The following is a 25,413-nucleotide window of genomic DNA, read 5'->3' as shown; positions in this document are numbered from 1 at the left end:
CGCTGCGGGCATCTGCTGCCGGCAGCGTGAATGATTTTTGCCTGTTCAGGTAAGTAAAGACACATACGATTCACTGCACGTTTCAGGAACCATCGCTCATGACTCAGACTTTAGGTCAGCTTGAAAACCGCGGCGCCTTTATTGAACGTCACATCGGTCCGGATGCTCAGCAACAGCAGGAGATGCTGAACACCGTCGGCGCCGATTCGCTTAACGCCCTGATTGGCCAGATTGTGCCGCAGGATATTCAGCTGGCGACACCCCCTCAGGTGGGTGACGCGACTACCGAATTCGCCGCGCTGGCGGAACTGAAGGCGATCGCCGGTCGCAACAAGCGCTTCAAGTCTTACATCGGCATGGGTTATACCGCCGTGCAGCTGCCGCCGGTTATTCAGCGCAATATGCTGGAAAATCCGGGTTGGTATACCGCTTACACCCCTTACCAGCCGGAAGTTTCCCAGGGTCGCCTGGAATCACTGCTGAATTTCCAGCAGGTGACCCTCGATCTGACCGGGCTGGATATCGCCTCCGCTTCACTGCTGGATGAGGCGACCGCCGGCGCTGAAGCAATGGCGATGGCCAAACGCGTCAGCAAGCTGAAGAATGCGAACCGCTTCTTCGTTGCCGCCGATGTACATCCGCAGACCCTGGATGTGGTGCGCACCCGCGCCGCAACCTTTGGCTTTGACGTCATCGTTGATGAGGCGGAAAAAGCGCTCGACCATCAGGACGTTTTCGGCGTGCTGCTGCAGCAGGTGGGGACCACCGGCGAAATTCATGATTACAGCAAGCTGATCGCCGAGCTGAAAGCACGCAAAGTGGTGGTCAGCGTTGCTGCGGACTTCATGGCGCTGGTTCTGCTGACTGCACCGGGCAAACAGGGTGCCGATATCGTCTTCGGTTCCGCCCAGCGCTTTGGCGTGCCGATGGGCTACGGCGGCCCGCACGCGGCCTTCTTTGCCGCAAAAGATGAATTTAAACGCTCGATGCCGGGCCGTATTATCGGCGTATCAAAAGATGCCGCCGGTAACACCGCGCTGCGTATGGCGATGCAGACCCGCGAACAGCATATCCGTCGCGAGAAAGCGAACTCCAATATTTGTACTTCCCAGGTATTGCTGGCAAACATCGCCAGCCTGTACGCGGTGTTCCACGGGCCAGAGGGCCTGAAGCGCATCGCCAGCCGCATCCACCGGCTGACCGATATTCTGGCCGACGGGCTGCAGAAAAAAGGGCTCAAGCTGCGCCATGCCCACTACTTCGACACTCTGTGCGTGGAAGTGGTCGACAAAGCGGCGGTGCTGGCACGCGCCGAAGCGCTGGAAATTAACCTGCGCAGCGACATCCATAACGCCGTTGGCATCACCCTTGATGAAGCAACAACCCGCGAAGATGTGCTGAATCTGTTCCGCGCTATTATTGGCGACGACCACGGCCTGGATATCGATACCCTGGATAAAGACGTGGCGCTCGACAGCCGCTCGATCCCGGAAAGCATGCTGCGTAACGACGCGATCCTGACGCATCCGGTGTTCAATCGCTACCACAGCGAAACCGAGATGATGCGCTATATGCACTCACTGGAGCGTAAAGATCTGGCGTTGAATCAGGCGATGATCCCGCTGGGATCCTGCACCATGAAACTCAACGCCGCGGCGGAAATGATCCCGATCACCTGGCCAGAGTTTGCCGAGCTGCACCCGTTCTGCCCGGCGGAACAGGCGGAAGGCTACCATCAGATGATCGCCCAGCTCTCCGACTGGCTGGTAAAACTGACCGGTTACGACGCCGTCTGCATGCAGCCAAACTCTGGCGCACAGGGCGAGTACGCGGGCCTGCTGGCCATTCGCCATTACCACGAAAGCCGTAATGAAGGCCATCGCGACATCTGCCTGATCCCAAGTTCTGCGCATGGTACCAACCCGGCGTCGGCACAGATGGCCGGTATGCAGGTTGTGGTGGTTGCCTGTGATAAAAACGGCAACATCGATCTCGCGGATCTGCGCCTCAAGGCGGAGCAGGCGGGTGAGAACCTCTCTTGCATCATGGTGACCTACCCGTCAACGCACGGCGTTTACGAAGAGACGATCCGCGAAGTGTGCGAAATCGTGCATCAGTTCGGCGGTCAGGTTTACCTCGACGGCGCTAACATGAACGCCCAGGTCGGCATTACCTCTCCGGGCTTTATCGGCGCGGACGTCTCGCACCTTAACCTGCACAAAACCTTCTGCATCCCGCACGGCGGCGGCGGCCCGGGTATGGGGCCGATCGGCGTCAAAGCGCATCTGGCACCGTTTGTTCCGGGCCACAGCGTGGTACAGATCGAAGGGATGTTGACCCGTCAGGGCGCGGTTTCTGCCGCACCGTTCGGCAGCGCTTCCATTCTGCCAATCAGCTGGATGTATATCCGCATGATGGGCGCCGAAGGGCTGAAGCAGGCGAGCCAGGTGGCAATTCTGAATGCCAACTACATCGCTACCCGTCTGAAAGAGGCGTTCCCGGTGCTTTACACCGGCCGCGACGGTCGCGTGGCGCACGAATGTATTCTGGATATTCGTCCTCTGAAAGAAGAGACCGGCATCAGCGAGCTGGATATTGCCAAACGTCTGATCGACTTCGGTTTCCACGCGCCGACGATGTCCTTCCCGGTGGCCGGTACGCTGATGGTTGAGCCGACGGAATCCGAAAGCAAAGTCGAGCTGGATCGCTTTATCGATGCCATGCTGGCGATTCGCAGTGAAATCGACCGTGTGCAAGCGGGCGAGTGGCCGCTGGAAGATAACCCGCTGGTTAACGCTCCGCACACGCAGGGCGAGCTGGTTGCCGAATGGAACCATCCGTACACCCGCGAACTGGCGGTATTCCCGGCAGGTCTGGCGAATAAATACTGGCCGACGGTGAAGCGCCTGGATGATGTTTACGGCGACCGTAACCTGTTCTGCTCCTGCGTACCGATGAGCGAATACCAGTAATTCACTGACTGGACTATCTTTTAAAGGCGCTTCGGCGCCTTTATTTTTTGGGGGAAGAGGATGGCTATAGCACTGATTACCGGCGCCAGCCGCGGGATAGGTAAGGCGACGGCGCTGCTGTTGGCACAGGAAGGGTATACCGTGGTGGTCAATTATCATCACAACATCAGCGCGGCGATGGCGGTGGTCAATGAGATTGTCGTCCTTGGCGGCAAAGCCGTTGCGCTGGGGGCCGATATCAGCGATGAGGCGCAGGTCATGGCGATGTTTGACGGAATCGACCGTCTTGCGGAACCGCTGACCGCGCTGGTTAACAACGCCGGCATCCTGTTTGCGCAAAGCACCGTGGAACACCTGACCGCCGGGCGGATTAATCAGGTGCTGAGTACCAATGTCACCGGCTATTTCCTCTGTTGCCGGGAGGCGGTGAAGCGGATGTCATATCGACACGGCGGAAAAGGTGGGGCGATCGTCAATGTTTCATCAGCGGCATCGCGTCTGGGCGCGCCGGGGGAATATGTGGATTATGCCGCCTCGAAAGGGGCGGTGGACACCCTGACCACCGGACTGTCGCTGGAAGTGGCGGCGCAGGGAATTCGCGTCAACGGCGTGCGTCCCGGCTTTATCTATACCGAGATGCACGCGTCGGGCGGTGAGCCCGGACGCGTGGATCGGGTGAAAGCGGGGCTGCCGATGCAGCGCGGCGGGCAGCCGGAGGAGGTCGCGCAGGCCATCGCCTGGCTGCTGAGCGACAAAGCCTCCTACGTGACCGGTAGTTTCCTGGAGCTGGCGGGCGGCAAATAAGATGTGCGAACGCTCTGCCTTATCCGGGCTACAACCGCTGGCCGGCGGTAAATAACCGCTACCCCACGGCACTCGTAGCCCGGCTAAGCGCAGCGCCAGTCGGGGGTTATGACGCCAGCCACAGCCGCAGGCGCATTCCCCAACCGCTGGTCCAGCCGGTCGTTACCGACTTAACCTCGCCGCGAGAGATGACGATAAGCGTTGGCGTGACCTGAACGCCCCACTGGCGAGAAAGTCCGCCGTCGGGGTCGTTCACCGTGGGCAGCGCCATTTTCTTATGCGCCAGCCAGTTGGACAGGGTGGCATCGTCCCCGGAACGGAGCGCGACGGTCATCACATTGCCGCCGTTGCTTGCCAGCGCCGCTACGGATGGCGTCGTATAACGACACACTCCGCACCAGGTAGCCCAGACGTAGATCAGCAGCGGACGCTGCTGACTCATGGCGTGCAGATCGACCACGTTACCCTCCAGCGTCTGCAGCGGTGTCGTCGTCAGGTTCGGCGGTAGCGCAGGCCGACGCAGATAATCCATCCCTGCGATGAGTGCGCCCGCAAGCAGCAGCAGGATAATCAGCTCGCGTAGCCAGCGGCGTAATTTACTGGCCATCGGCTTTTGCCAGCTGTTCTTTCACCAGCCCCTCCAGCTCCTGATAAGGAATCGCGCCAGCGACCATCTGATCGCCGATAATCGTCGCCGGGGTGCCCTGAATATTCAGCACCTGAGACAAAATCAGGTTCATCTTCAGCGAGTCCATTGTTTTATCATCGGTTTTCACCCCATCGGTGGAGGTTTTCTGCTGTGCGGCGAGAATACTCGCATCGTCGTGGTAGCCCTTTTTGGCCATCAGCCGCTGATGCAACGCCCAGAATTTATCCGGCTGCTGGCGCCATGTAGAGAGCGCGGCTTTGGCGGCGTTGACCGAACTTTGCCCCTTAAACGGCAGCAGTTTTACAATCAGCAGGACATCAGGGTTATCGTGAACGATCTTCTCCAGCATCGGATCGAACTGCTTGCAATACGGGCAGTTGTAATCGGTAAACGAGACGATAGTCAGGCGCGGCGCTTTGGCGCCCAGTCGCGGGCTGTCAGGATCGTTAAACAGCAGCTTTGCCAACTGGTCGTTGGCGGATGCCTCCGGCTGTTCTGCCGGAGCGGCAAGACTGAAGGTTGCAACGCACAGCAGAAGGAGTGCAGCGATGATTTTCATGATTATTGACCTTTTGCAGCGGACAGAGTGGCGAGGAGTTCGTCGCGGCTGAGCAGCGGAGACAGCACGCGGCCCTGCGTTAATCCCGGTCCGTAAATTTGATTGAAGGGGACGGCGGCGCTGCCGCGAGTGGTCAGAAAACGGCTGATAGTGGCCGACGGGCGACTCCAGTCTCCGCGCAGGGCCACCACGTCTGGTTCAGAGAGCGCGCTCTGAACGTCATCGCGCAGCAATACGTTGTATTTATTGGCCTTGCAGGTGACGCACCAGTCGGCGGTGACGTCGATAAACAGTCGCTTGTTGCTTGCCAGCGCATCGCTAATCGCCTGTTCGCTCAGCGGCTGCCAGTTCACGCGGTCGCGTCGCAACGCCTGACCGTCAGGCGGTGACAGAAAAGCGACGACCCCGGCGACAACTAGCGTTAGCGCGCCTGCTTTCAGCGTCGTGCGCCAGAGCGTCGCCAGCAGAAGCGCGAGGGCCAGAAGTGCCGTCAGGGCGATAACCGGCATCCGACCGATATGCACCGTCAGCAGGCCGAGCAGCCATACGGCCGATCCCAGCATCATCAATCCGAGTATCACGCGCAGGACGTTCATCCAGCGTCCAGGGCGCGGCAGATGCCGGGCGAGGCCTGGCCAGGCGGCAACCAGCAGCCACGGCAGACTCATCCCTACCCCCATGGCGAAGAAAATACCCCACAGCAGCGGCAGCGGCGCGACCAGCGCGACCGAGACGGCGGTACCGAGAAACGGCGCCGTGCAAGGCGTGGCCAGTAGCGTGGCGAAGGCGCCCTGCCAGAAATGGCCCATCAGCCCCTTGCCGCCGCGGGTAGCCAGAAATGTACTGGCGCCGGAGGAGAGGCGAATCTCAAACAGCCCCAGCAGGCTGGCGCTGAACAGCACCATCACCAGCGCCATCGCGCCGATAAACCATGGGTTCTGAAACTGAATGCCCCAGCCCAGCGCCTGATTCCCCAGGCGAAGCAGAGTCATCATCAATGCCAGCGCCAGAAAGGACACTACGATGCCACAAACCGAGGCCAGAAACTGCCGGCGTACGGTTGCGCGTTCGCGCGTCCCGGTCTGCACCAGCGAACCGAGCTTGATGGCCAGTACCGGCAGGACGCAGGGCATAACATTAAGAATCAGCCCGCCGGCAAGGGCCATCAGCAATACCCACCATAAAGCCGGCGCCTGCGCCGGGAGACCTTCGCTAACGATCGACGCGCTCTCCTGCGCCAGACCGCTGTCGGCAAGGACCAGCGACAGACGTTTGCCGCTGAGGTCAGGCGCCGCCTCACCCCAGCTGTCGGTGACCGGGATCTGTGCGACCAGCGTATCGCCGGTCAGTGAGAAGATGGGTTTGCCGAAATCGACATTCTCCACGCTGTCGATAAACAGCGACGGCTGTTGCCAGCCGGCTTCGCGAACGGCGGTCACCGTGAGCTTTCCGCCGCCATAGGACGAGGTCAGCCGGGACGTCAGGCCATCCGGGCGCGGGAGCGTGCCCAGCGCGCGGGTATAATCATAGCTAAAGCCATCTCCCGCAGGGACGGTCATATCCAGCGCAAAGGGATAGTCGGTCAGAATGCAGACATTGCTACAGGTGGAAAGCGTCAGCACGCCGCTTAAGGTCTGTGGCACCGGTCCGCGGATGTCCAGCGGAAAGCTGACGTTACCGTGATAGCCCTGGGTGGTGATCCCCGCGACGTCAAACCGCTGCGGCGTTGGCCAGTGCCAGGTGACATCCAGCGGCGTTTTCCAGGCGATAGCGGGCGCAATGCCGCCTTCTCCCGGGGAGCGCCAGTAGGTTTTCCAGCCTTTTTCCAGCGCCACATCGAGCAGCAGGCGCGTTGTGGCGCCATCGTCGTGTTGTGCGCGCAGCCGGACGCTGGCGTGTTGATTCTCGGCGGCGCGTAGCCAGCCGCTGTCGGCGGCCTGGCTGACGGGCAGCCATAGCCAAAGCAGGCAGACCAGCAGTCGCCTGAATACCATAAGCATAAATTTTCTCCGTAAATGATTGATTAACCTGAACTGTCAGGAAATCCTCATTCACGGAAGACGCACAATCGCAAATGCACCCGTAGCCGGGGAGGGGAAATAACGCGGGGAGGCCAGAGACGGACAATGCGCGGCGGTATTGCCGCCAGCAGCGTGAGCAGTAGCGCGACGGCAAACAAGGCGCCTTCAAACAGCACCGGCGGTGCGGCGAGCAGTGATTTCGCGCTCAGCTCGCAGGGAGTAACCGGCGCTTCGCCCGTATCCTGACCCTGCTGGGCTGATTGCGTCACGGCGGTGGCATTCATGACCAGCGCATGCAGCCCGGCCATACGCTGCGCGGTGCATACCAGCACCACCAGACAGGCAAGGGCTACAAGAAGAATGGCTTTTCGCTGTTGCTTAATCATTTTCGCCTCTGTGATTCACGAGGCTTATCTTATCGGGCGAACGCGTTTTAGCAATGTTAAAGCTGTAAAGAAGTGTCTGTAAGACCGGCAATTGCCCTCTCCTCTGGCGAAGAGAGGGCGGTACGGAGAGGGAATCAGAGGTTTTCGCCGTTGCTGGCAATGACCTCTTTATACCAGTTGAAGCTTTTCTTACGCGAGCGGGACATATCGCCGGTGCCGTCGTCATGTTTGTTCACGTAAATAAAGCCGTAGCGTTTGCTGTACTGGCCGGTGGTAAAGGAGACGCAGTCGATACAGCCCCACGGGGTATAGCCCATCAGTTCGACGCCATCGTAAGTCACCGCTTTGATCATCTCTTCCACATGCGCGCGCAGGTAGTCGATACGGTAGTCGTCGTTGATGCTGCCGTCCTCTTCAACTTTATCGTAGGCGCCGAAGCCGTTTTCCACGATGAACAGCGGTTTCTGATAGCGTTCGTACAGTTCGCACAGCGAGTAGCGCAGGCCCACCGGGTCAATCTGCCAGCCCCAGTCGGAGGCTTTGACGTGCGGGTTCGGCACGCTGCCTTCGAAGCCGGAGATGGCATCGCCGCTGCCGCCTTCCGCTTTGACCGCGTTGGTCATGTAGTAGCTGAAACCGAGGTAATCGCAGGTGCCTTCACGCAGGATCTGTTCATCGCCCGCTGCCATAACGATGTTAAAACCGCGGCGCTCCCACTCGTTGAGGACGTAGGTCGGGTAGTAGCCGCGCAGCTGCACGTCGGTAAAGACATAACGTTCACGCATGGACTCCTGGGCGAACATCACGTCTTCCGGCTTACAGGAGAACGGATAGAGCGCCACCATGGCCAGCATGCAGCCGACCTGCATCTGTGGATTGATCCGCCGAGCCGCTTTCACCGCCAGCGCGCTGGCAACGAACTGGTGATGCAGTACCTGGTACATGGTCTCTTCCGGGTTTTCGTAGTCGGTATAGACCACGCCGGAACAGCAGTAGCCGAACAGCGGGGCGCGCCAGTTGCGCTGGTTGTTGATCTCGTTGAAGGTCATCCAGTATTTCACTTTGTGCTTATAGCGCTCGAAGACCACTTCGGCGAAGCGCACAAAGAAATCGACCACTTTGCGGTTGGTCCAGCCACCGTACTGCTGCACCAGATGCAGCGGCATTTCGAAGTGGGAGAGGGTAATCACCGGCTCGATGTTGTACTTCAACAGCTCATCGAACATGTCGTCATAGAACTTAAGCCCCTCTTCGTTTGGCTGAGTTTCATCACCCTGCGGGAAGATACGGGTCCAGGCGATGGAGGTACGGAAGCACTTGAATCCCATCTCAGCAAACAGCTTGATGTCTTCTTTGTAGCGGCCGTGGAAATCAATGGCTTCGTGGTTCGGGTAGTACTTACCCGCTTCCACCTGGCGAGTAATCTCGCGCGGCACGCCGTGAGCACCGCCGGTCAGCACATCGCAAATGCTTGGGCCTTTGCCCTCTTTATTCCAGCCGCCTTCAACCTGATGCGCAGCAACCGCGCCGCCCCATAAGAAGTCTTTCGGTAAGGTAATTTTTTTCATCCTGGCTCGTCTCATCAAATAGCATCTGTTGGCGAGTCTAACAAAGGGAATATAAATGTCACGATATAACAATTTCCCTCAGCTGGAATATGTTACATCGAAAAAACAGGGTGTTATTTTCAGGCGAGTTTACGCGCTAATTTACGGCCCAGGGACTCCAGAATATAAATAACCGGAATTTGGGTGGTAATATCATAAACGCCGCCGATGCGCGTTTGCGGGACGTGCCAGGAGAGGTTGAAGTCCGCCAGTTTCGCCAGTCGGGAGTGCTCATGGCTGGTGACCGACATCACCTTGCAGTTGTGCAGGCTGAACTGGCTGGCGAAGCGGAGAATCTCTTCGGTCTCCCCGGAAACGGAAAGAACGATCGCCAGCGCGTTACGCGCCATGTCGTTGGTGACCGGGAAATAAGGGTCGTCGATATGGTTGCTGAATTTCCCAACGTTGGAGAAAAACCGTGCGCCATATTTTGCCAGCGCCCCGGAGGTACCGGCGCCGACAAATATAATACGTTCTGATGCGAGAATAATATCGACGGCGCGCTCGAGTAAATTATCAAATTCGTCATTGTTGACGCTTTTAAAGAAACTCATAATTTCACTGGCGCCGATATTTGCCTGTTGAGGCTGATTCTGCTCGAGATATAATTTAAAGCGGAGGCGAAACTCCGAGTAGCCTTCGCACTGCAGTTTGCGACAAAAGCGCAGGACGGTGGTCGTGGAGACCCCGGCGGCTTCTGCCAGCTCGCGGATGGTCATATACATCACTTTGTCACGATTCTTAATGACGTAGTGGTAGACCATCATCTCAAGATTATTGAGACTGGCGATCGCGGCGTGGGAGAACATACTCACAGTAATAACTCACAATTCATAATGACCAGGATGGAATTATATCATGCAGCCGAATGACATAACCTTTTTTCAGCGCTTTCAGGACGACATCCTCGCCGGGCGCAAAACCATCACCATTCGTAATGCCGCCGAGTCGCATTTTAAAACCGGCGACGTGCTGCGCGTTGGCCGCTATGAAGATGACGGCTATTTTTGCACGATAAGCGTGGTGGCGACGTCCACGGTGACGCTCGATACGCTCACGGAACGCCACGCCGAACAGGAGAATATGACCCTGGCGCAGCTGCGCCAGGTGATTGCGGAGATCTATCCTGGCGAAGACCAGTTTTATGTTATTGAATTCAAAAGGCTTTGATGGAATAGCGAACGACTGTTAGTTGAAATTTTAATGTAACATTATGATTTTATAGTGTTTACAAATATTCATCTTTTTATTTTAGCTAACAGGTGTTCACTGGAATCATTCTCAGTTACCCTAGGTGAGCATTGAAAGCGTTCTTGTTTTCGGAGTCAAATATGGTTCGCAAACCATTAATCACACAGGGTTATTCTTTGGCAGAGGAAGTGGCCAACAGTATCAGTCACGGTATCGGACTGGTATTTGGTATCGTCGGCCTCGTCCTCCTGTTGGTGCAGGCGGTAGACAGCAACGCCAGCGCAACGGCGATTACCAGCTATAGCCTGTACGGCGGCAGCATGATAATGCTGTTCCTCGCCTCTACCCTCTATCATGCTATTCCCCATCAGCGAGCTAAGCTGTGGCTGAAAAAATTCGATCACTGCGCCATCTATCTGCTGATTGCGGGAACCTATACGCCCTTTCTGCTGGTCGGGCTCAACTCACCGCTCGCGCGCGGCCTGATGGTGGTTATCTGGAGCCTGGCGCTGCTGGGGATCTTGTTTAAGCTCACCATTGCGCACCGCTTTAAGGTCCTCTCTCTGGTGACCTATCTGACGATGGGCTGGCTGTCGCTGATTGTGGTATATCAGCTGGCGATCAAACTGGCGGCAGGGGGAGTAACGCTGCTGGCGGTCGGTGGCGTGGTGTATTCGCTGGGGGTTATCTTCTACGTCTGCAAGCGCATTCCTTATAACCATGCGATCTGGCACGGTTTTGTGCTGGGCGGCAGCGTATGTCACTTCCTGGCCATTTATTTGTACGTCGGCCAGGTGTAAATAAGATGCCGCATCAGCGGGAAATTCCCCGGCGGTGCGGCGCATGCCGGAGCTACGGCGCCGCACGGTCCGGGATGTTGTCGCCCGGAGAGCCTGGCAGCGCTAAGGCTTAACTCTCTTCCAGCGAATAGGGCAGCGGAACGATACTTAAGGTGCCGGCATCATCGCGTACGCGGAATACGCTGTCTGGCTCCATATCGTTATTCATCACCACCTGCACCAGCAGCTGCCCATCATCCAGCAGCACGGCGGCCAGCACGGTGCCAGTCCGGCGCCAGTTTTCACCCATCTTCAGCTCAAGATCTTCTCCGGCTTCCGGGACGCGGCTCGCCTTCCCGGCCAGATACCACAGCGCGCGTTTGTTCGCGCCGCGGAATTTCGCCCGGGCGACCATTTCCTGACCGGTATAGCAGCCTTTCTTAAAGCTGATACCGCCCAATGCCTGCAGGTTTGTTGCCTGCGGGATGAACTGCGCGCTGTTGGCGCTGTCTATGACCGGCAGACCGGCTTCGATGTTGAGCGCCAGCCACTGCTGGCTGTTGTTCAACTGCGCGTCGCTGCGCAACGCGTCGGCCACGCGGGTGGCGGTTGCTACATCGGTCACCAGCAGAAAGCGCTCCGCCGGATGTTCAAACCACAGCAGGCTGGTCACGCCGTCGGTGACGAGCGGTTTGTCGCTGCCCGGAAGTTCGCTGAACAGCGGCGCCAGCGCGGCGCGGGCCTGGAAACCGGCAACGCCCAGCAGGACGTGTTCATCATCGGCGGCAATGGTCACTTTAGAGAACACCGCATATTTCTTCAGTTCAGCGAGCTGGGTATCGCGCAGGCTGCGGCGTTCAATCCAGGTAAAACCACCGTCGCGGCGGAAAACCCGCAGGTTGCTCCACATCTTGCCCTTGGCATCGCAGTGCGCGGCAAGCAGATGCCAATCGTCGGTTAATGCGCTGACATCGGCGGTAATCTGCCCCTGCAGATACTTCTCGCCATCCTGACCGGTAATCGTTGCCAGCGCCCAGTCATCCAGCGTCATCAGCGTTAACGGCAGACGAGAGGAAGAAGAAGGCTGACGCGGAGGAAAAGGTGTAAAAGCCATAGTCATGTCCTGAATAGCTTAACGCAGAGTGAATAGCTAATGGTAAAAGAGCTATGGTGCAATGCAAGCGCTTTTGGCAGGCCATTTGTGCCCTGAAAGCACAAACGGGGAAACAAAGGAGAAAGATAAAGCCATATTTTAAATATGGTTTTTGTGGAATGGCGTTCTCTGTTCTCGATATTGCTGTAAAGTAAGTGCAAAAAACGGGTTAAACTAACCTATCAACGACGTCTTTTCAGGCTGCCCTTCGGCGACCTGAAGGGCGCGTAAGACTCTCTTTATGCTGGAAGGACAACATGGACATTACGAATAAAGCCCGCATCCACTGGGCATGCCGCAGGGGTATGCGTGAACTTGATATCTCCATCATGCCGTTTTTCGAGTATGAATACGATACGCTCAGCGATGAAGACAAACAGCTGTTTATCCGTCTGTTAGAAAACGACGATCCGGACCTGTTTAACTGGCTGATGAATCATGGCGAACCGGCTGATGCACAACTGCAACGGATGGTAAAATTAATCCAGACTCGGAATCGGGAACGTGGTCCTGTGGCAATCTGATTTACGCATTTCCTGGCGCTCGCAGTGGTTCTCGCTGCTGCTGCACGGCATTGTGGCGGCTATTGTCCTGCTGATGCCCTGGCCGCTGAGCTACACACCGCTATGGCTATTGCTGCTGTCGCTGGTGGTGTTCGACAGCGTGCGCAGCCAGCGGCGGATCCACGCCTGCCGGGGGGAAATAAAGCTGATGACCGATTCGCGTTTGCGTTGGCAAAAAGCGGAATGGGAAATTGTCGGCACGCCGTGGGTGATTAATAGCGGGATGTTGCTGCGCCTGCAGGATATGCAAACGCGTCGCCGCCAGCATCTGTGGGTCGCTGCAGACAGTATGGATGCCAAAGAGTGGCGAGATCTGCGCCGGTTGGTTTTACAAAAACCGGCACAGGATTAAGAGCCTGTCAGGCGAACTGTTCAGCCATTTCGCCGAGGATTTGCTCGCACCAGTTCTGGATGCGATCGTCGCTCAGGTCATACTGGTTCGTCTCATCGAGTGCCAGGCCAACAAACAGCTGGCCATCGGCGATAATCGGTTTCTGGCTGGTGAATTCGTAACCTTCCGTCGGCCAGTAACCGATAAACTTAACGCCTTTGGCGCTCAGTTTGTCGTGCAGCATGCCCAGCGCGTCAAGGAACCATTCGCCATAACCCAGCTGGTCACCCATGCCATACAGCGCCACAATTTTATCCTGCAGATCCAGTGTATCCAGCTGTTGCCAGACGGCTTCCCAGTCTTCCTGAATTTCGCCGAAATCCCACGTCGGGATACCGAGAATCAACACGTCATACTGAGTCATCAGGGAAGGGGAATCATCTTTCAGGTTATGCAGCGTCACTAATTCCGGGCCGATGATATCGCGGATCTTCTCCGCTGCCATCTCGGTGTAGCAGGTACTGGAGCCGTAAAAAAGACCTATGTTCATGGCGTAAACATCTCAATTCATGCGGTGATTTTGCGGCTAGTTTATCAGAAAGCCGCCGTCAGCCGCATACTTAAGCTGTGCGGCCAGCCAGTCGGGGAAAAACAGCGCAGCCGTTTTTGCCCAGCCGGGCCACTTATTTGGGTATACTGAAGCCGTTTTAACGAGCAAAGAGGGCGATGTGAAAGAGGATCTCGCACGAATCGAACAGTTTCTTGATGCCTTGTGGCTGGAGCGCAATCTGGCGGAAAATACGCTGAGCGCCTACCGTCGGGATCTGACGATGGTAGTGGAATGGCTGCACCATCGCGAGTCGTCGCTGGTTAGCGTGAGCGGCGAGGATCTTCAGGCGCTGCTGGCCGAGAGACAAACGGGCGGCTATAAAGCCACCAGTACCGCGCGGCTGTTGAGCGCCGTGCGCCGTTTCTTCCAGCACCTCTATCGGGAGAAAATTCGTCCGGATGACCCCAGCGCGCTGCTGGCGTCGCCGAAGCTACCGCAGCGGCTGCCGAAAGATCTCAGTGAAGCTCAGGTCGAGCGTCTGCTGCAGGCGCCGCTGGTCGAGCAGCCTCTGGAACTCCGCGATAAAGCGATGCTTGAGGTGCTGTACGCGACCGGCCTGCGCGTGTCGGAACTGGTGGGCCTGACGATGAGCGACATCAGCCTGCGCCAGGGCGTCCTGCGGGTGGTGGGCAAAGGCAATAAAGAACGGCTGGTCCCGCTTGGCGAAGAGGCGGTGCTGTGGGTTGAGAACTACCTGGAGTACGGGCGCCCCTGGCTGCTGAACGGCGTGGCATCTGATGTCCTTTTTCCAAGTCAGCGCGCGCAGCAAATGACGCGCCAGACCTTCTGGCATCGGATTAAGCACTATGCCGTGCTGGCCGGGATAGATAGCGCGAAGCTCTCCCCGCACGTTTTACGCCATGCGTTTGCCACGCATTTACTTAACCATGGCGCAGATTTACGCGTGGTACAGATGCTGTTGGGACACAGCGATCTCTCAACGACGCAGATCTACACCCATGTCGCGACCGAGCGTCTGAGACAACTTCATCAACAGCACCACCCGCGGGCGTGAGTGCTGAATAAAAGGACTGAGTATGAAAAAAGGTTTATTGATGTTTACTCTGCTGGCGGCGACGCTGTCCGGTGCGGCCCATGCGGATAACGCGGCTATCAAACAGTCGCTGGCTAAACTGGGCGTACAGAGTACGGATATTCAGCCATCGCCGGTTGCCGGAATGAGCACCGTACTGACCGACAGCGGCGTGCTGTATGTGACCGATGACGGTAAACACGTCATCCAGGGGCCGATGTATGATGTCGGCGGCGCACAGCCGGTAAACGTCACCAACGCGCTGCTGGTGGGCAAGCTGAACGCGCTGGAAAAAGAGATGATTATCTATAAAGCGCCGCAGGAAAAACACGTTATCACCGTTTTCACCGACATCACCTGCGGTTACTGCCACAAGCTGCACGAAGAGATGAGCGACTATAACGCGCTGGGCATCACCGTGCGTTATCTGGCCTTCCCGCGTCAGGGGCTGCAAAGCCAGACCGAGCAGGATATGAAAGCCATCTGGTGCGCCAAAGATCGTAACAAAGCGCTGGATGATGCCATGGCCGGCAAAGGCGTACCGACGGCGAGTTGCAACCTCGATATCAGCAAACACTACACCCTTGGCGTGCAGTTCGGCGTCAATGGCACGCCGGCGATGGTGCTGAGCAACGGCTATGTGCTTCCGGGCTATCAGGGGCCGAAAGAGCTGAAAGCCTTCCTTGATGAGCATCAAAAACAGACAAGCGGTAAATAATTCGCGTGAAACCACAGATACAACTACGCCGCCGTGAGGTGGTTGAAGGGGCTGAGCTCCCCGCCGACCTGCCGCCGCTGCTGCAGCGGCTATACGCCAGCCGCGGCGTCCTGCATGCCCAGGAGCTGGAGCGCAGCGTCAAAGGCATGCTGCCGTGGACGCAGCTGAATGGCATCGAAAAAGCCGTTGAGATGCTCTACGGCGCATTCCGGCAAGAGCGGCATATCGTCGTGGTCGGGGATTTTGACGCCGATGGCGCCACCAGTACCGCGCTGAGCGTGCTGGCGCTGCGCGCGCTGGGCTACAGCAATGTCTCCTATCTGGTGCCAAATCGTTTTGAAGATGGCTACGGGTTAAGCCCGGAAGTGGTCGATCAGGCCCACGCCCGCGGCGCGCAGATGATCATGACCGTGGATAACGGCATCTCTTCCCATGCCGGCGTCGATCGTGCCCACGCATTGGGGATCCCGGTGGTCGTGACCGATCACCATCTGCCGGGTGAGACGCTGCCGGCGGCGGAAGCGATTGTGAACCCCAATCTGCGCGACTGCGATTTCCCCTCGAAATCGCTGGCCGGCGTCGGGGTGGCGTTTTATTTGATGCTGGCGCTGCGCACGTTCCTGCGCGATAAAAACTGGTTTGCAGAACGGGGCATCACGCCGCCGAATCTTGCCGAGCTGCTGGATCTGGTCGCGCTCGGGACGGTGGCTGACGTCGTGCCGCTGGATGCCAATAACCGCATTCTCACCTGGCAAGGGCTGAGCCGTATCCGTGCCGGTAAGTGCCGTCCGGGTATCAAAGCGCTGCTGGAGATTGCCAACCGCGATCCGCAAAAGCTGGCGGCCAGCGACCTCGGATTTGCCCTCGGACCGCGGCTGAATGCGGCAGGCCGGCTGGATGATATGTCGGTCGGCGTGGCGCTGCTGTTGTGCGATAACGTCGGCGAAGCGCGGATGCTGGCCAATGAACTGGATGCGCTGAACCAGACGCGCAAAGAGATTGAGCAAGGGATGCAGGCGGAAGCGCTCACGCTGTGCCAGCAGCTTGAACGCAGCGGCGACACGCTGCCCGGGGGGCTGGCGATGTATCATCCGCAGTGGCACCAGGGGGTGGTCGGGATTCTGGCGTCGCGGATTAAAGAGCGTTTCCACCGCCCGGTTATCGCCTTCGCCCCAACCGGCGATGGACTGTTAAAAGGTTCCGGCCGCTCCATCCAGGGTTTGCACATGCGCGATGCGCTCGAGCGCCTTGATACGCTGCATCCGGGGCTCATTCTCAAGTTCGGCGGCCATGCGATGGCGGCGGGACTGTCGCTGGAAGAGGCGCGCTTTGAGGAGTTTCAGCAGCGTTTCGGCGAACTGGTCACCGAGTGGCTGGATCCGGCGCTGTTGCAGGGGGAAGTGGTCTCTGACGGCCCGCTGGAAGCTGCTGAGATGAGCATGGAAGTTGCCCATCTGCTCCGCGAGGCGGGGCCCTGGGGACAGATGTTCCCGGAGCCGCTGTTTGACGGTCGTTTCCGCCTGTTACAGCAGCGTCTGGTGGGCGAACGGCATCTTAAAGTGATGGTTGAACCGGTTGGCGGCGGCCCGCTGCTGGACGGGATTGCCTTCAACGTTGATACTTCGATTTGGCCGGATAACGGCGTGCGTGAGGTGACGTTGGCCTATAAGCTCGATATTAATGAGTTCCGTGGCAACCGCAGCCTGCAGCTTATCATCGACCATCTCTGGCCGGTGTGACGAAAAAGCCGTCAACAAACAGGCTCACGGAAAGCCGAAGTATATATAAAAGAGAGCGGGGATCCGGTACAATTCCGCTCTTATCACCGCATTTTGTCGAATCCATTAAAAGAAAATCGATCATGTTTGAAATAAATCCGGTAAAAAACCGCATTCAGGACCTCACGGAGCGCTCTGACGTTCTTAGGGGGTATCTTTGACTACGATGCTAAGAAAGAGCGTCTGGAAGAAGTAAACGCCGAGCTGGAACAGCCGGACGTGTGGAACGAACCTGAGCGCGCACAGGCGCTGGGTAAAGAGCGTTCTTCACTGGAAGCCATCGTTGAGACGTTGGATCAAATGTCCCAGGGGCTGGAAGATGTTTCCGGACTGCTGGAGCTGGCTGTCGAAGCCGAAGACGAAGAGACCTTCAACGAAGCCGTTGCCGAACTTGACGTGCTGGAAGAGAAGCTGGCGCAGCTTGAGTTCCGCCGCATGTTCTCCGGCGAGTATGACAGCGCCGATTGCTATCTCGATATTCAGGCCGGTTCCGGCGGTACGGAAGCGCAGGACTGGGCCAGCATGCTGACGCGTATGTATCTGCGCTGGGCCGAAGCGCGCGGCTTTAAGACCGAGATTATTGAAGAGTCTGAAGGTGAAGTGGCGGGCATTAAGTCCGTGACCATCAAGATTATCGGCGATTACGCCTACGGCTGGCTGCGTACCGAAACCGGCGTCCACCGCCTGGTGCGTAAGAGCCCGTTCGATTCCGGCGGCCGCCGCCACACCTCCTTCAGCTCCGCGTTTGTCTATCCGGAAGTGGATGACGATATTGATATCGAAATCAATCCGGCGGACCTGCGTATTGACGTTTACCGCGCCTCCGGTGCGGGTGGTCAGCACGTTAACCGTACGGAATCCGCGGTACGTATCACCCACATTCCGACCGGCTTAGTGACGCAGTGCCAGAACGACCGTTCACAGCACAAGAACAAAGACCAGGCCATGAAGCAGATGAAAGCCAAGCTTTATGAGCTGGAAATGCAGAAGAAAAATGCCGAGAAGCAGGCGATGGAAGATACCAAATCCGACATCGGCTGGGGCAGCCAGATCCGTTCTTACGTGCTGGATGACTCCCGCATTAAAGATCTGCGCACCGGGGTGGAAACCCGCAATACTCAGGCCGTGCTTGACGGCAGCCTGGATCAATTTATCGAAGCAAGTTTGAAAGCAGGGTTATGAGGAACCAACATGTCTGAACAACAAGCACAGGGCGCTGACGCGGCAATTGACCTTAATAATGAACTGAAAGCCCGTCGTGAAAAGCTGGCTCAGCTTCGTGAGCAGGGTATCCCGTTCCCGAACGATTTCCGTCGTGACCATACCTCTGACCAACTGCACGCTGACTTCGATGCGAAAGAAAACGAAGAGCTGGAAGCACTGAACGTTGAAGTCTCCGTTGCTGGTCGTATGATGACCCGCCGTATTATGGGTAAAGCCTCTTTCGTCACTCTGCAGGATGTCGGCGGTCGCATTCAGCTGTACGTCGCGCGTGACGATCTGCCGGAAGGCGTCTACAACGAGCAGTTCAAAAAATGGGACCTCGGCGATATCATCGCGGCGCGCGGTAAGCTGTTCAAAACCAAAACCGGCGAGCTGTCTATCCACTGCACCGAACTGCGTCTGCTGACCAAAGCCCTGCGCCCGCTGCCGGACAAATTCCACGGCCTCCAGGATCAGGAAGCGCGCTACCGTCAGCGCTACCTGGATCTGATCTCCAACGACGAATCCCGCAAGACCTTTAAGGTTCGCTCCCAGATTCTGGCCGGTATCCGCCAGTTCATGGTGGGCCGCGGCTTTATGGAAGTCGAAACTCCGATGATGCAGGTGATCCCTGGCGGCGCGTCTGCCCGTCCGTTCATCACCCATCACAACGCGCTGGATATGGACATGTACCTGCGTATCGCGCCGGAACTGTATCTGAAGCGTCTGGTTGTGGGCGGCTTCGAACGCGTGTTCGAAATCAACCGTAACTTCCGTAACGAAGGCATCTCCGTACGTCATAACCCAGAGTTCACCATGATGGAACTCTACATGGCGTACGCGGACTATAAAGATCTGATCGAGCTGACCGAATCCCTGTTCCGTACCCTGGCGCAGGATATTCTGGGCAACACCGCGGTTCCTTATGGCGATCAGACCTTCGACTTCGGTAAGCCGTTTGAAAAACTGACCATGCGTGAAGCTATCAAGAAATACCGTCCGGAAACCGAGATGGCGGATCTGGATAACTTCGATTCCGCAAAAGCGATTGCAGAGTCTATCGGCATTCACGTTGAGAAGAGCTGGGGTCTGGGCCGTATCGTGACCGAGATCTTTGAAGAAGTGGCGGAAGCGCACCTGATTCAGCCGACCTTTATCACCGAATACCCGGCGGAAGTCTCTCCGCTGGCGCGCCGTAATGACCAGAACCCGGAAATTACCGACCGCTTTGAGTTCTTTATCGGCGGCCGTGAAATCGGTAACGGCTTCAGCGAGCTGAACGATGCGGAAGATCAGGCGCAGCGCTTCCAGGACCAGGTGAATGCGAAAGCTGCTGGTGACGATGAAGCCATGTTCTACGATGAAGACTACGTGACCGCGCTGGAACACGGTCTGCCGCCGACTGCGGGTCTGGGTATCGGTATTGACCGGATGGTGATGCTGTTTACCAACAGCCACACCATCCGCGACGTGATCCTGTTCCCGGCCATGCGACCGGTTAAATAAGACCGACCGTTAAAAACGCAACCCCGGCTACAGGCCGGGGTTTTTTGTTGGTACCTCCGCACCGGCTGCGCGCGAGGATGCGGACAGGCGGCGGAGAACCGCTATCCGGCAATACGGCTAATAGCGCAGCTGCGCGACATAGTTTCTCAACGCGAGCCGGGCATTATCATCAGCCGCTTCGAGCACCATCCACGGACTGTAGGCCCACGGTGTGAGCGCCAACGCCTGCAGTAAATCCTCCAGCTCACACCACTGATAGTCCATGACCTCGTCGCTATTAGCCTGTACCGGGCTGATAATGCGTGCGGCGTAAACCGGGCAGACTTCGTTTTCGACAATCCCGTTGGGGGCCACCGCCCGGTAACGAAACGCCGGATGAACGGATGCGATGTTGGCAATGTTAACGCCCAGTTCAAAACGGCTGCGCCGCGTCACGGCCTGTTCAAAGGTCTCTCCGCTCTGGGGATGTCCGCAGACGGAGTTAGTCCAGACGCCGGGCCAGGCTTTTTTGCCCAGTGAACGACGCGTCACCAGTAGCTGGCCGTGGTCGTTAAATAACCAGCAGGAAAAGGCGAGGTGTAAAGGGGTATTGAGGGTATGGGCGGCATATTTTTCCAGCCTGCCAACAGGCTTATCTTGCTCATCGAGCAAAATGACATGTTCCCCGGTCATGACAACTCCTGATAATAAAAATGACCCGGCATACACTCGCCTGGTCACGCACTCGCCACTAGGGTAGCCGATAACCGCGTGAAAGGCATTACCAAAACGCGCTTCTGGCGCTGCTGATGGAGGAACCCGAATCCGACAACGCCCGCGTATCGATTGGGGATCTGCCCGCGGGCTGGTATGATAGTCGTCCGTTGTGACGAGATGAGAGCTGTGCTGAGTGCAGGACGCCTGATGAGAAAACGCTTTTTTATCATGATGATGTTGGTCAGCAGCCTGGTGATTGCAGGATGTTCCAGTTCATCTGATTCCGGTTCCGTCTACACCGTTAAACGCGGCGATACGCTGTACCGTATTTCCCGGACGACCGGTACCAGCATTAAAGATCTGGCCCGACTGAATAATATCTCCCCACCGTATACCATTGAGGTTGGACAGCGTCTGAAGCTGAATCCGGCCTCGGGCTCCACCAGGAGCGGTGCATCCGGGAAGAGCAGCGCCGGTAAGCGCACCGCGGCCAGCAAGCCGCCGGCCACGCTGCCGCCGGTCTCCTGGCCACCGGTGGGGCAACGCTGCTGGCGCTGGCCGACCAGCGGTAAAGTTATCCTGCCTTATTCATCAAATGATGGTGGTAATAAGGGGATTGATATTGCCGGCACGCGCGGCCAGCCGGTTTATGCGGCCGGGGCGGGTAAAGTGGTGTACGTCGGTAATCAGCTCCGCGGTTACGGTAATCTGATCATGATTAAACACGGCGAGGATTACATCAGCGCCTATGCCCATAATGACAAAATGATGGTCAATAACGGTCAGAACGTGAAGATTGGTCAGCAGATAGCCACGATGGGCAGTAGCGACGCCGATTCCGTGCGCCTGCATTTCCAGATTCGCTACCGGGCGACGGCCATCGATCCACTGCGCTATTTACCGCCGCAGGGCAGTAAGCCAAAGTGCTAAGAGGTTATTTTATCAGCAGTTAGCGTGATTCAGTCTTGTAAGACGGTGCGTAAGGTCTATAATGGCCCTCGCACCTTAAAGCGGGCGTAGTTCAATGGTAGAACGAGAGCTTCCCAAGCTCTATACGAGGGTTCGATTCCCTTCGCCCGCTCCAGAATTTCTCTTGCGGTCACACATCTTAAATAAGACGCTGTTTTTGAAACAAGTTTCTTACCTCCTATAGCATGTCAGTCTCTCGTTCCACCCCTCAAAAATGCACGGTTAGTTGTCACGGAAAGTTAACGGCTAGATGAACGTTTAACTTAACGTCGGCGGCAGTTCCAGAGTCACACCGCGATAGCAACACGTGAACGAAAAAGCCTGGCCGGGCATGGTCATTTCATCGACAGACTGATCACCCGCATTTAAGCCCGATATGTAGCCTTATGAGCCATGTAAACAGGTGAATAGCTCCGTCACTTATGTCTACCTTTGCGCTCCCGTCAGCTGTTGATAAAAAGAAGTGGTACTTATCTCCCACACCTTTCAGGAAAGCGTCTTGGGTAACTTCTGAAGGGACTAAATAACAGCATGTTGAAGTATTCAGCTTCCTGGCCTGCGTCGTTGATCTTGTACCATTTGAACTCAGCACGCTTTAGCGTTTGACCAGTGGCAACGGCTTTTCTCGACAAATAGCAATCTGAAACCCGGGTACAGTAGGGGCGGCGTTGTCCATTCCGGAAACCTATTTTAACCAGCGGGAGGCCCGTTATCATGTTCAGCCATATGCGTATTGCCAGACCCGTCACCGACCTGGCGCGCGCTTGCGCCATGTACAGCCAGGGATTAGAGCTCCAACGGATTGCTGATTTTACCGACCATGCCGGTTTTAGCGGGATCATGGTGGGCCGTCCGGAGCTGGCCTGGCATATTGAGTTTACCCACTGCCACGATCATCCGCGACAACCTGCACCGACCGATGAAGACCTGCTCGTGCTGTATTACCCCGATAAAGCAGACTGGCAGCGGGCGTGCGCCAGAATGACGGAGGCGGGTTTTCGTGCGATGAGTTCGTTTAATCCCTACTGGGATACCAACGGCAAAACATTTGTCGATAATGACGGCTATCGGGTGGTGCTGCAGAACCGGGACTGGCCATAGCTTGGGGGCTCTTGCGTGACAGAACGGCGGGCCCTGTCCGCAGACGAGGGCGGGCAGTACTCCATGCGCTGAGTGCGGATATTTGCTATTCTGTACCGCGTCAGGTTATTGAAGAGATTGAGAAATGGGGTCGTTTATAGCCATCGCCTGTGTCATATGGCTTTTGTATAAAGGCGTGAAAATGTTGGCCAGGACTCTGTACAAAACGGAACCCATAAGCGCCAAACCAGATCGCGATGCCTGGGGGCGCAAGGAAGGCGAAGGTCCGCTGTACCGTCGCGTCAATCGCGCAACGAAAGATGAAGATGACGAGGGGTTGTTTCAGTCGATCAACCGGCGGCAACAGGCCACGGCAGAGGAAAAAGACGTGAGTGCCTCTGCTGCGTTCTACCAGTCCAGAGAGTGGCGCGCGCTTCGCTATCAGGCGCTCAAAAAATATGGCGGTGCCTGCAGCGCCTGCGGGCGTTCAGCGGCAAAACATGGGGTAGTCATCCATGTCGATCATATTCGGCCCCGCAGTAAATACCCGCATCTGGCGCTACGCCTGGATAACCTCCAGCTGCTATGCCACGACTGTAATCTTGCAAAAGGCAACCGCGACGAAATTAAATGGCGTTAGCCGCGGACTTTGCTGCTCTTTTTCAGCGCCCCGTTCGGGGTCAGAGGCTCTGCGAAATCGTTGGCTCCCCCCTGAACATATGTGCAAAGCGTAAGGTTTGATACTGCGGCAGCGTCATACTGGCTTCTGTCCAGCCCGCCATCGGTTGCCTGTGCGAGCCTCACTCTGTGACTAAATAATCAAGAGCGTGACTTATCGCTACTTTCTCCTGTCGTTAAGACCAACCTCGTATTTACCCTACTTTTTATCGCGTTTTATCTGCAATGCGTATCCGCCATGAGCATGAATATCTGTTTGTCTAACATGTTGTTTATAAATATATAATTGTATTCATTGTTATCATTTGAGATGTCAATCACATTTTGTTGTCAGCCAAGTTTAAATCTATAAAAGTAGACGTTTGTCGACTTTTCATCTAAAAGATGGGGTTGAGGGGCTAGACAAAACCAGAAGCTGGTTATCAAATAGTTAAAAAATATCATGCCTCATGTAAATGATTGGCCAGTGTAAACATGGCTAACACGCTTTCCGCGGTCTCTCTGCACTGCGGTGCATCTTATCTGGAGAAGTTATGCATTCCTCTGTGAATAAAAATGAAAGCCGGACCTTCTTTGGTCATCCTTATCCGCTAGGTTCGTTGTTCTTTACCGAAATGTGGGAGCGATTCTCGTTTTACGGTATTCGCCCCTTATTGATACTGTTTATGGCCGCCACCGTTTACGACGGCGGCATGGGGCTGGCGCGTGAAAATGCCTCGGCGATCGTCGGTATCTTCGCCGGCAGTATGTACCTCGCGGCGTTACCGGGCGGCTGGCTGGCGGATAACTGGCTGGGCCAGCAAAAGGCGGTCTGGTACGGATCGATTCTCATCGCGTTGGGTCATCTGTCGATTGCTCTGTCAGCGGTGTTGGGTGACAACCTGTTCTTTATCGGGCTGATGTTTATCGTGCTGGGATCGGGTCTGTTCAAAACCTGCATCTCGGTTATGGTCGGCACGCTGTACAAGAAAGGCGATGCGCGTCGTGACGGTGGATTCTCGCTGTTCTACATGGGCATCAACATGGGGTCGTTCATCGCGCCGCTGATTTCCGGTTGGTTGATTAAATCGCACGGCTGGCACTGGGGCTTTGGCATCGGTGGCATCGGGATGCTGGTGGCGCTGGTGATCTTCCGGGTCTTCGCGGTACCGGCGATGAAGCGCTACGACAGCGAAGTGGGCCTCGATTCAACCTGGAACAGCCCGGTGGCGAAGAAGAACGGCGTGGGCGCCTGGCTACTGGCGCTGGCGGTGGGTGCCGCAGTGATTATCACGCTGATTGCGCAGGGGGTGATTGTGGTTAACCCTGTTGCCGTTGCCAGCATGCTGGTATACGTGATTGCCGCTTCGGTCGTTCTCTATTTCATCTATCTGTTTGCCTTCGCCGGACTGAGTCGCAAAGAGCGTGCCCGTCTGCTGGTGTGCTTTATTCTGCTGGTTTCCGCTGCCTTCTTCTGGTCGGCATTTGAGCAGAAGCCGACCTCCTTCAACCTGTTCGCCAATGATTATACCAACCGTATGATCGGCAGCTTTGAGATCCCGGCGGTGTGGTTCCAGTCAATCAACGCGCTGTTTATTATTCTGCTGGCGCCGGTCTTTAGCTGGGCATGGCCGGCCATGGCGCGTAATGGCGTCCGTCCGAGCAGCATCAGCAAATTCGTCATCGGCATTCTCTGCGCCGCAGCGGGCTTTGGCCTGATGATGCTGGCGGCACAGAATGTGCTGAACAACGGCGGGGCCGGCGTATCACCGTTCTGGCTGGTAGGCAGTATTTTGATGCTGACCCTGGGCGAGCTGTGCCTGAGCCCGATTGGCCTGGCAACCATGACGCTGCTGGCGCCGGAAAGAATGCGCGGCCAGATGATGGGGCTGTGGTTCTGCGCCAGTGCGCTGGGTAACCTGGCGGCCGGCCTGATCGGCGGTCATGTAAAAGCTGACCAGCTGGATATGCTGCCGGATCTCTTCGCGCGTTGTTCGATTGCGCTGCTGATCTGTGCCGCCGTACTCTGCGTGCTGATCGTACCGGTGCGCCGGATGCTGGAAAACACTCAGAACAAAACCGCACAAAAACCGGTTACCCACGCCTGACGGCAACGGAAACGGGCACTCGGTAAGCTGGCGCGTAATG

General features: G+C 56.8%; 24 protein-coding genes, 1 tRNA gene and 1 pseudogene. 16 read left to right on the top strand and 10 right to left on the bottom strand.

All coding sequences use genetic code 11. The annotated features are described in order from the left end of the window. Window positions 1–98 precede the first annotated feature (98 nt). Together gcvP and MC50_RS03920 are read left to right on the top strand one after the other, a co-directional pair. Window positions 99–2,972: an aminomethyl-transferring glycine dehydrogenase gene (gene gcvP / locus MC50_RS03925; protein WP_032690806.1), complete on the top strand. Its 2,874-nt coding sequence runs from the start codon at window positions 99–101 to the stop codon at window positions 2,970–2,972. Between the two features lie 60 nt (window positions 2,973–3,032). Further along, the gene (locus MC50_RS03920; protein WP_032690807.1) at window positions 3,033–3,776 is read left to right on the top strand and encodes an SDR family oxidoreductase; all 744 of its coding nucleotides are present in this window, start codon (window positions 3,033–3,035) and stop codon (window positions 3,774–3,776) included. A gap of 106 nt (window positions 3,777–3,882) precedes the next feature. Here MC50_RS03920 and MC50_RS03915 read toward each other — a convergent pair whose 3' ends face one another. The 6 genes from MC50_RS03915 to MC50_RS03890 form a co-directional block, all read right to left on the bottom strand. Continuing rightward, window positions 3,883–4,383 (bottom strand): protein disulfide oxidoreductase, encoded by a 501-nt coding sequence (locus tag MC50_RS03915; RefSeq protein ID WP_032690808.1) that lies wholly within the window; start codon window positions 4,381–4,383, stop codon window positions 3,883–3,885. Beyond that, window positions 4,373–4,984, bottom strand: a complete 612-nt coding sequence (locus MC50_RS03910) for a DsbA family protein (protein WP_047663463.1) — start codon at window positions 4,982–4,984, stop codon at window positions 4,373–4,375. Before MC50_RS03910 ends, MC50_RS03915 begins: the two co-directional genes overlap by 11 nt. 2 nt (window positions 4,985–4,986) lie before the next feature. Continuing rightward, window positions 4,987–6,984: a protein-disulfide reductase DsbD family protein gene (locus MC50_RS03905; RefSeq protein WP_047663462.1), complete on the bottom strand. Its 1,998-nt coding sequence runs from the start codon at window positions 6,982–6,984 to the stop codon at window positions 4,987–4,989. A gap of 47 nt (window positions 6,985–7,031) precedes the next feature. Then, on the bottom strand, window positions 7,032–7,391 hold the full coding sequence (locus MC50_RS03900; RefSeq protein WP_047663461.1) for a hypothetical protein: 360 nt from the start codon (window positions 7,389–7,391) through the stop codon (window positions 7,032–7,034). Between the two features lie 134 nt (window positions 7,392–7,525). Next, entirely contained in the window at window positions 7,526–8,959 is a 1,434-nt protein-coding gene (locus MC50_RS03895) for a 6-phospho-beta-glucosidase (protein ID WP_032690812.1), read from the bottom strand. 119 nt (window positions 8,960–9,078) lie between these two features. Next, the gene (locus MC50_RS03890; RefSeq protein WP_032690813.1) at window positions 9,079–9,807 is read right to left on the bottom strand and encodes a MurR/RpiR family transcriptional regulator; all 729 of its coding nucleotides are present in this window, start codon (window positions 9,805–9,807) and stop codon (window positions 9,079–9,081) included. Between the two features lie 49 nt (window positions 9,808–9,856). Here MC50_RS03890 and yqfB point away from each other — a divergent pair, with 49 nt between their 5' ends. Both yqfB and trhA read left to right on the top strand, forming a co-directional pair. Next, window positions 9,857–10,168, top strand: a complete 312-nt coding sequence (gene yqfB / locus MC50_RS03885) for a N(4)-acetylcytidine aminohydrolase (protein WP_004867365.1) — start codon at window positions 9,857–9,859, stop codon at window positions 10,166–10,168. 161 nt (window positions 10,169–10,329) lie between these two features. Continuing rightward, window positions 10,330–10,989 carry a PAQR family membrane homeostasis protein TrhA gene (gene trhA / locus MC50_RS03880; RefSeq protein WP_004867362.1) on the top strand — a complete coding sequence of 220 codons (660 nt, stop codon included), beginning with the start codon at window positions 10,330–10,332 and terminating at the stop codon, window positions 10,987–10,989. Window positions 10,990–11,098: 109 nt separating this feature from the next. Here trhA and ygfZ read toward each other — a convergent pair whose 3' ends face one another. Beyond that, entirely contained in the window at window positions 11,099–12,082 is a 984-nt protein-coding gene (gene ygfZ / locus MC50_RS03875) for a tRNA-modifying protein YgfZ (RefSeq protein ID WP_047663460.1), read from the bottom strand. 296 nt (window positions 12,083–12,378) lie between these two features. On the opposite strand from ygfZ, the gene sdhE reads away from it, so the two are divergent. Both sdhE and MC50_RS03865 read left to right on the top strand, forming a co-directional pair. Continuing rightward, window positions 12,379–12,645, top strand: a complete 267-nt coding sequence (gene sdhE / locus MC50_RS03870; protein WP_004867358.1) for an FAD assembly factor SdhE — start codon at window positions 12,379–12,381, stop codon at window positions 12,643–12,645. Continuing rightward, complete coding sequence (locus tag MC50_RS03865) at window positions 12,626–13,036, top strand: protein YgfX (protein WP_032690815.1); 411 nt, start codon at window positions 12,626–12,628, stop codon at window positions 13,034–13,036. The genes sdhE and MC50_RS03865 overlap by 20 nt, the downstream gene beginning before the upstream one ends. Window positions 13,037–13,043: 7 nt before the next feature. Here MC50_RS03865 and fldB read toward each other — a convergent pair whose 3' ends face one another. Further along, window positions 13,044–13,565, bottom strand: coding sequence for a flavodoxin FldB (gene fldB, locus MC50_RS03860; protein WP_032690816.1), 522 nt, complete (start codon window positions 13,563–13,565; stop codon window positions 13,044–13,046). Window positions 13,566–13,743: 178 nt separating this feature from the next. Between fldB and xerD the strand changes: the two genes are divergently transcribed. From xerD to lysS, 5 genes are all read left to right on the top strand, one after another. Then, entirely contained in the window at window positions 13,744–14,640 is an 897-nt protein-coding gene (gene xerD / locus MC50_RS03855) for a site-specific tyrosine recombinase XerD (RefSeq protein WP_032690817.1), read from the top strand. 22 nt (window positions 14,641–14,662) lie between these two features. Beyond that, window positions 14,663–15,376, top strand: coding sequence for a bifunctional protein-disulfide isomerase/oxidoreductase DsbC (dsbC, locus tag MC50_RS03850; RefSeq protein WP_032690818.1), 714 nt, complete (start codon window positions 14,663–14,665; stop codon window positions 15,374–15,376). Between the two features lie 5 nt (window positions 15,377–15,381). Further along, on the top strand, window positions 15,382–17,115 hold the full coding sequence (gene recJ / locus MC50_RS03845; RefSeq protein WP_032696678.1) for a single-stranded-DNA-specific exonuclease RecJ: 1,734 nt from the start codon (window positions 15,382–15,384) through the stop codon (window positions 17,113–17,115). 122 nt (window positions 17,116–17,237) lie between these two features. Then, window positions 17,238–18,336 (top strand): peptide chain release factor 2 gene (gene prfB, locus MC50_RS03840; RefSeq protein ID WP_099001586.1). Its coding sequence is split into 2 segments (ribosomal slippage): window positions 17,238–17,312 and window positions 17,314–18,336, totalling 1,098 coding nucleotides; the frame shifts between segments, so codons are not numbered across the junction. 9 nt (window positions 18,337–18,345) lie between these two features. Further along, the gene (gene lysS / locus MC50_RS03835; protein ID WP_004867343.1) at window positions 18,346–19,863 is read left to right on the top strand and encodes a lysine--tRNA ligase; all 1,518 of its coding nucleotides are present in this window, start codon (window positions 18,346–18,348) and stop codon (window positions 19,861–19,863) included. Window positions 19,864–19,980: 117 nt separating this feature from the next. Here the strand turns inward: lysS and idi are convergent, their stop codons facing one another. Then, window positions 19,981–20,535, bottom strand: a complete 555-nt coding sequence (idi, locus tag MC50_RS03830) for an isopentenyl-diphosphate Delta-isomerase (RefSeq protein WP_032690820.1) — start codon at window positions 20,533–20,535, stop codon at window positions 19,981–19,983. Between the two features lie 231 nt (window positions 20,536–20,766). On the opposite strand from idi, the gene actS reads away from it, so the two are divergent. Next, entirely contained in the window at window positions 20,767–21,489 is a 723-nt protein-coding gene (gene actS / locus MC50_RS03825; RefSeq protein ID WP_046853475.1) for an amidase activator ActS, read from the top strand. Window positions 21,490–21,569: 80 nt separating this feature from the next. After that, a tRNA-Gly gene (locus tag MC50_RS03820) sits at window positions 21,570–21,643 on the top strand. Window positions 21,644–22,052: 409 nt separating this feature from the next. Here the strand turns inward: MC50_RS03820 and MC50_RS29205 are convergent. Beyond that, window positions 22,053–22,151 (bottom strand): annotated as a pseudogene (locus MC50_RS29205) (type VI secretion system tube protein Hcp); the annotation flags it as partial. A 91-nt stretch (window positions 22,152–22,242) separates the two neighbouring features. Between MC50_RS29205 and MC50_RS03810 the strand changes: the two are divergent. The 3 genes from MC50_RS03810 (at window position 22,243) to MC50_RS03800 (ending at window position 25,373) form a co-directional block, all read left to right on the top strand. Then, the gene (locus MC50_RS03810) at window positions 22,243–22,629 is read left to right on the top strand and encodes a VOC family protein (protein WP_032698821.1); all 387 of its coding nucleotides are present in this window, start codon (window positions 22,243–22,245) and stop codon (window positions 22,627–22,629) included. A gap of 181 nt (window positions 22,630–22,810) precedes the next feature. Next, window positions 22,811–23,248, top strand: coding sequence for an HNH endonuclease (locus tag MC50_RS03805; RefSeq protein WP_223306633.1), 438 nt, complete (start codon window positions 22,811–22,813; stop codon window positions 23,246–23,248). 571 nt (window positions 23,249–23,819) lie between these two features. Further along, entirely contained in the window at window positions 23,820–25,373 is a 1,554-nt protein-coding gene (locus MC50_RS03800) for a peptide MFS transporter (protein ID WP_032690824.1), read from the top strand. The last annotated feature ends 40 nt before the right edge of the window (window positions 25,374–25,413 follow it).

The sequence above is a fragment of the Klebsiella planticola genome (assembly GCF_000783935.2).
GTDB classification, from domain to species: domain Bacteria; phylum Pseudomonadota; class Gammaproteobacteria; order Enterobacterales; family Enterobacteriaceae; genus Klebsiella; species Klebsiella planticola.
The sequence above is the reverse complement of the archived record's forward strand: the minus strand, read 5'-3'. Positions and strand labels throughout refer to the sequence as shown.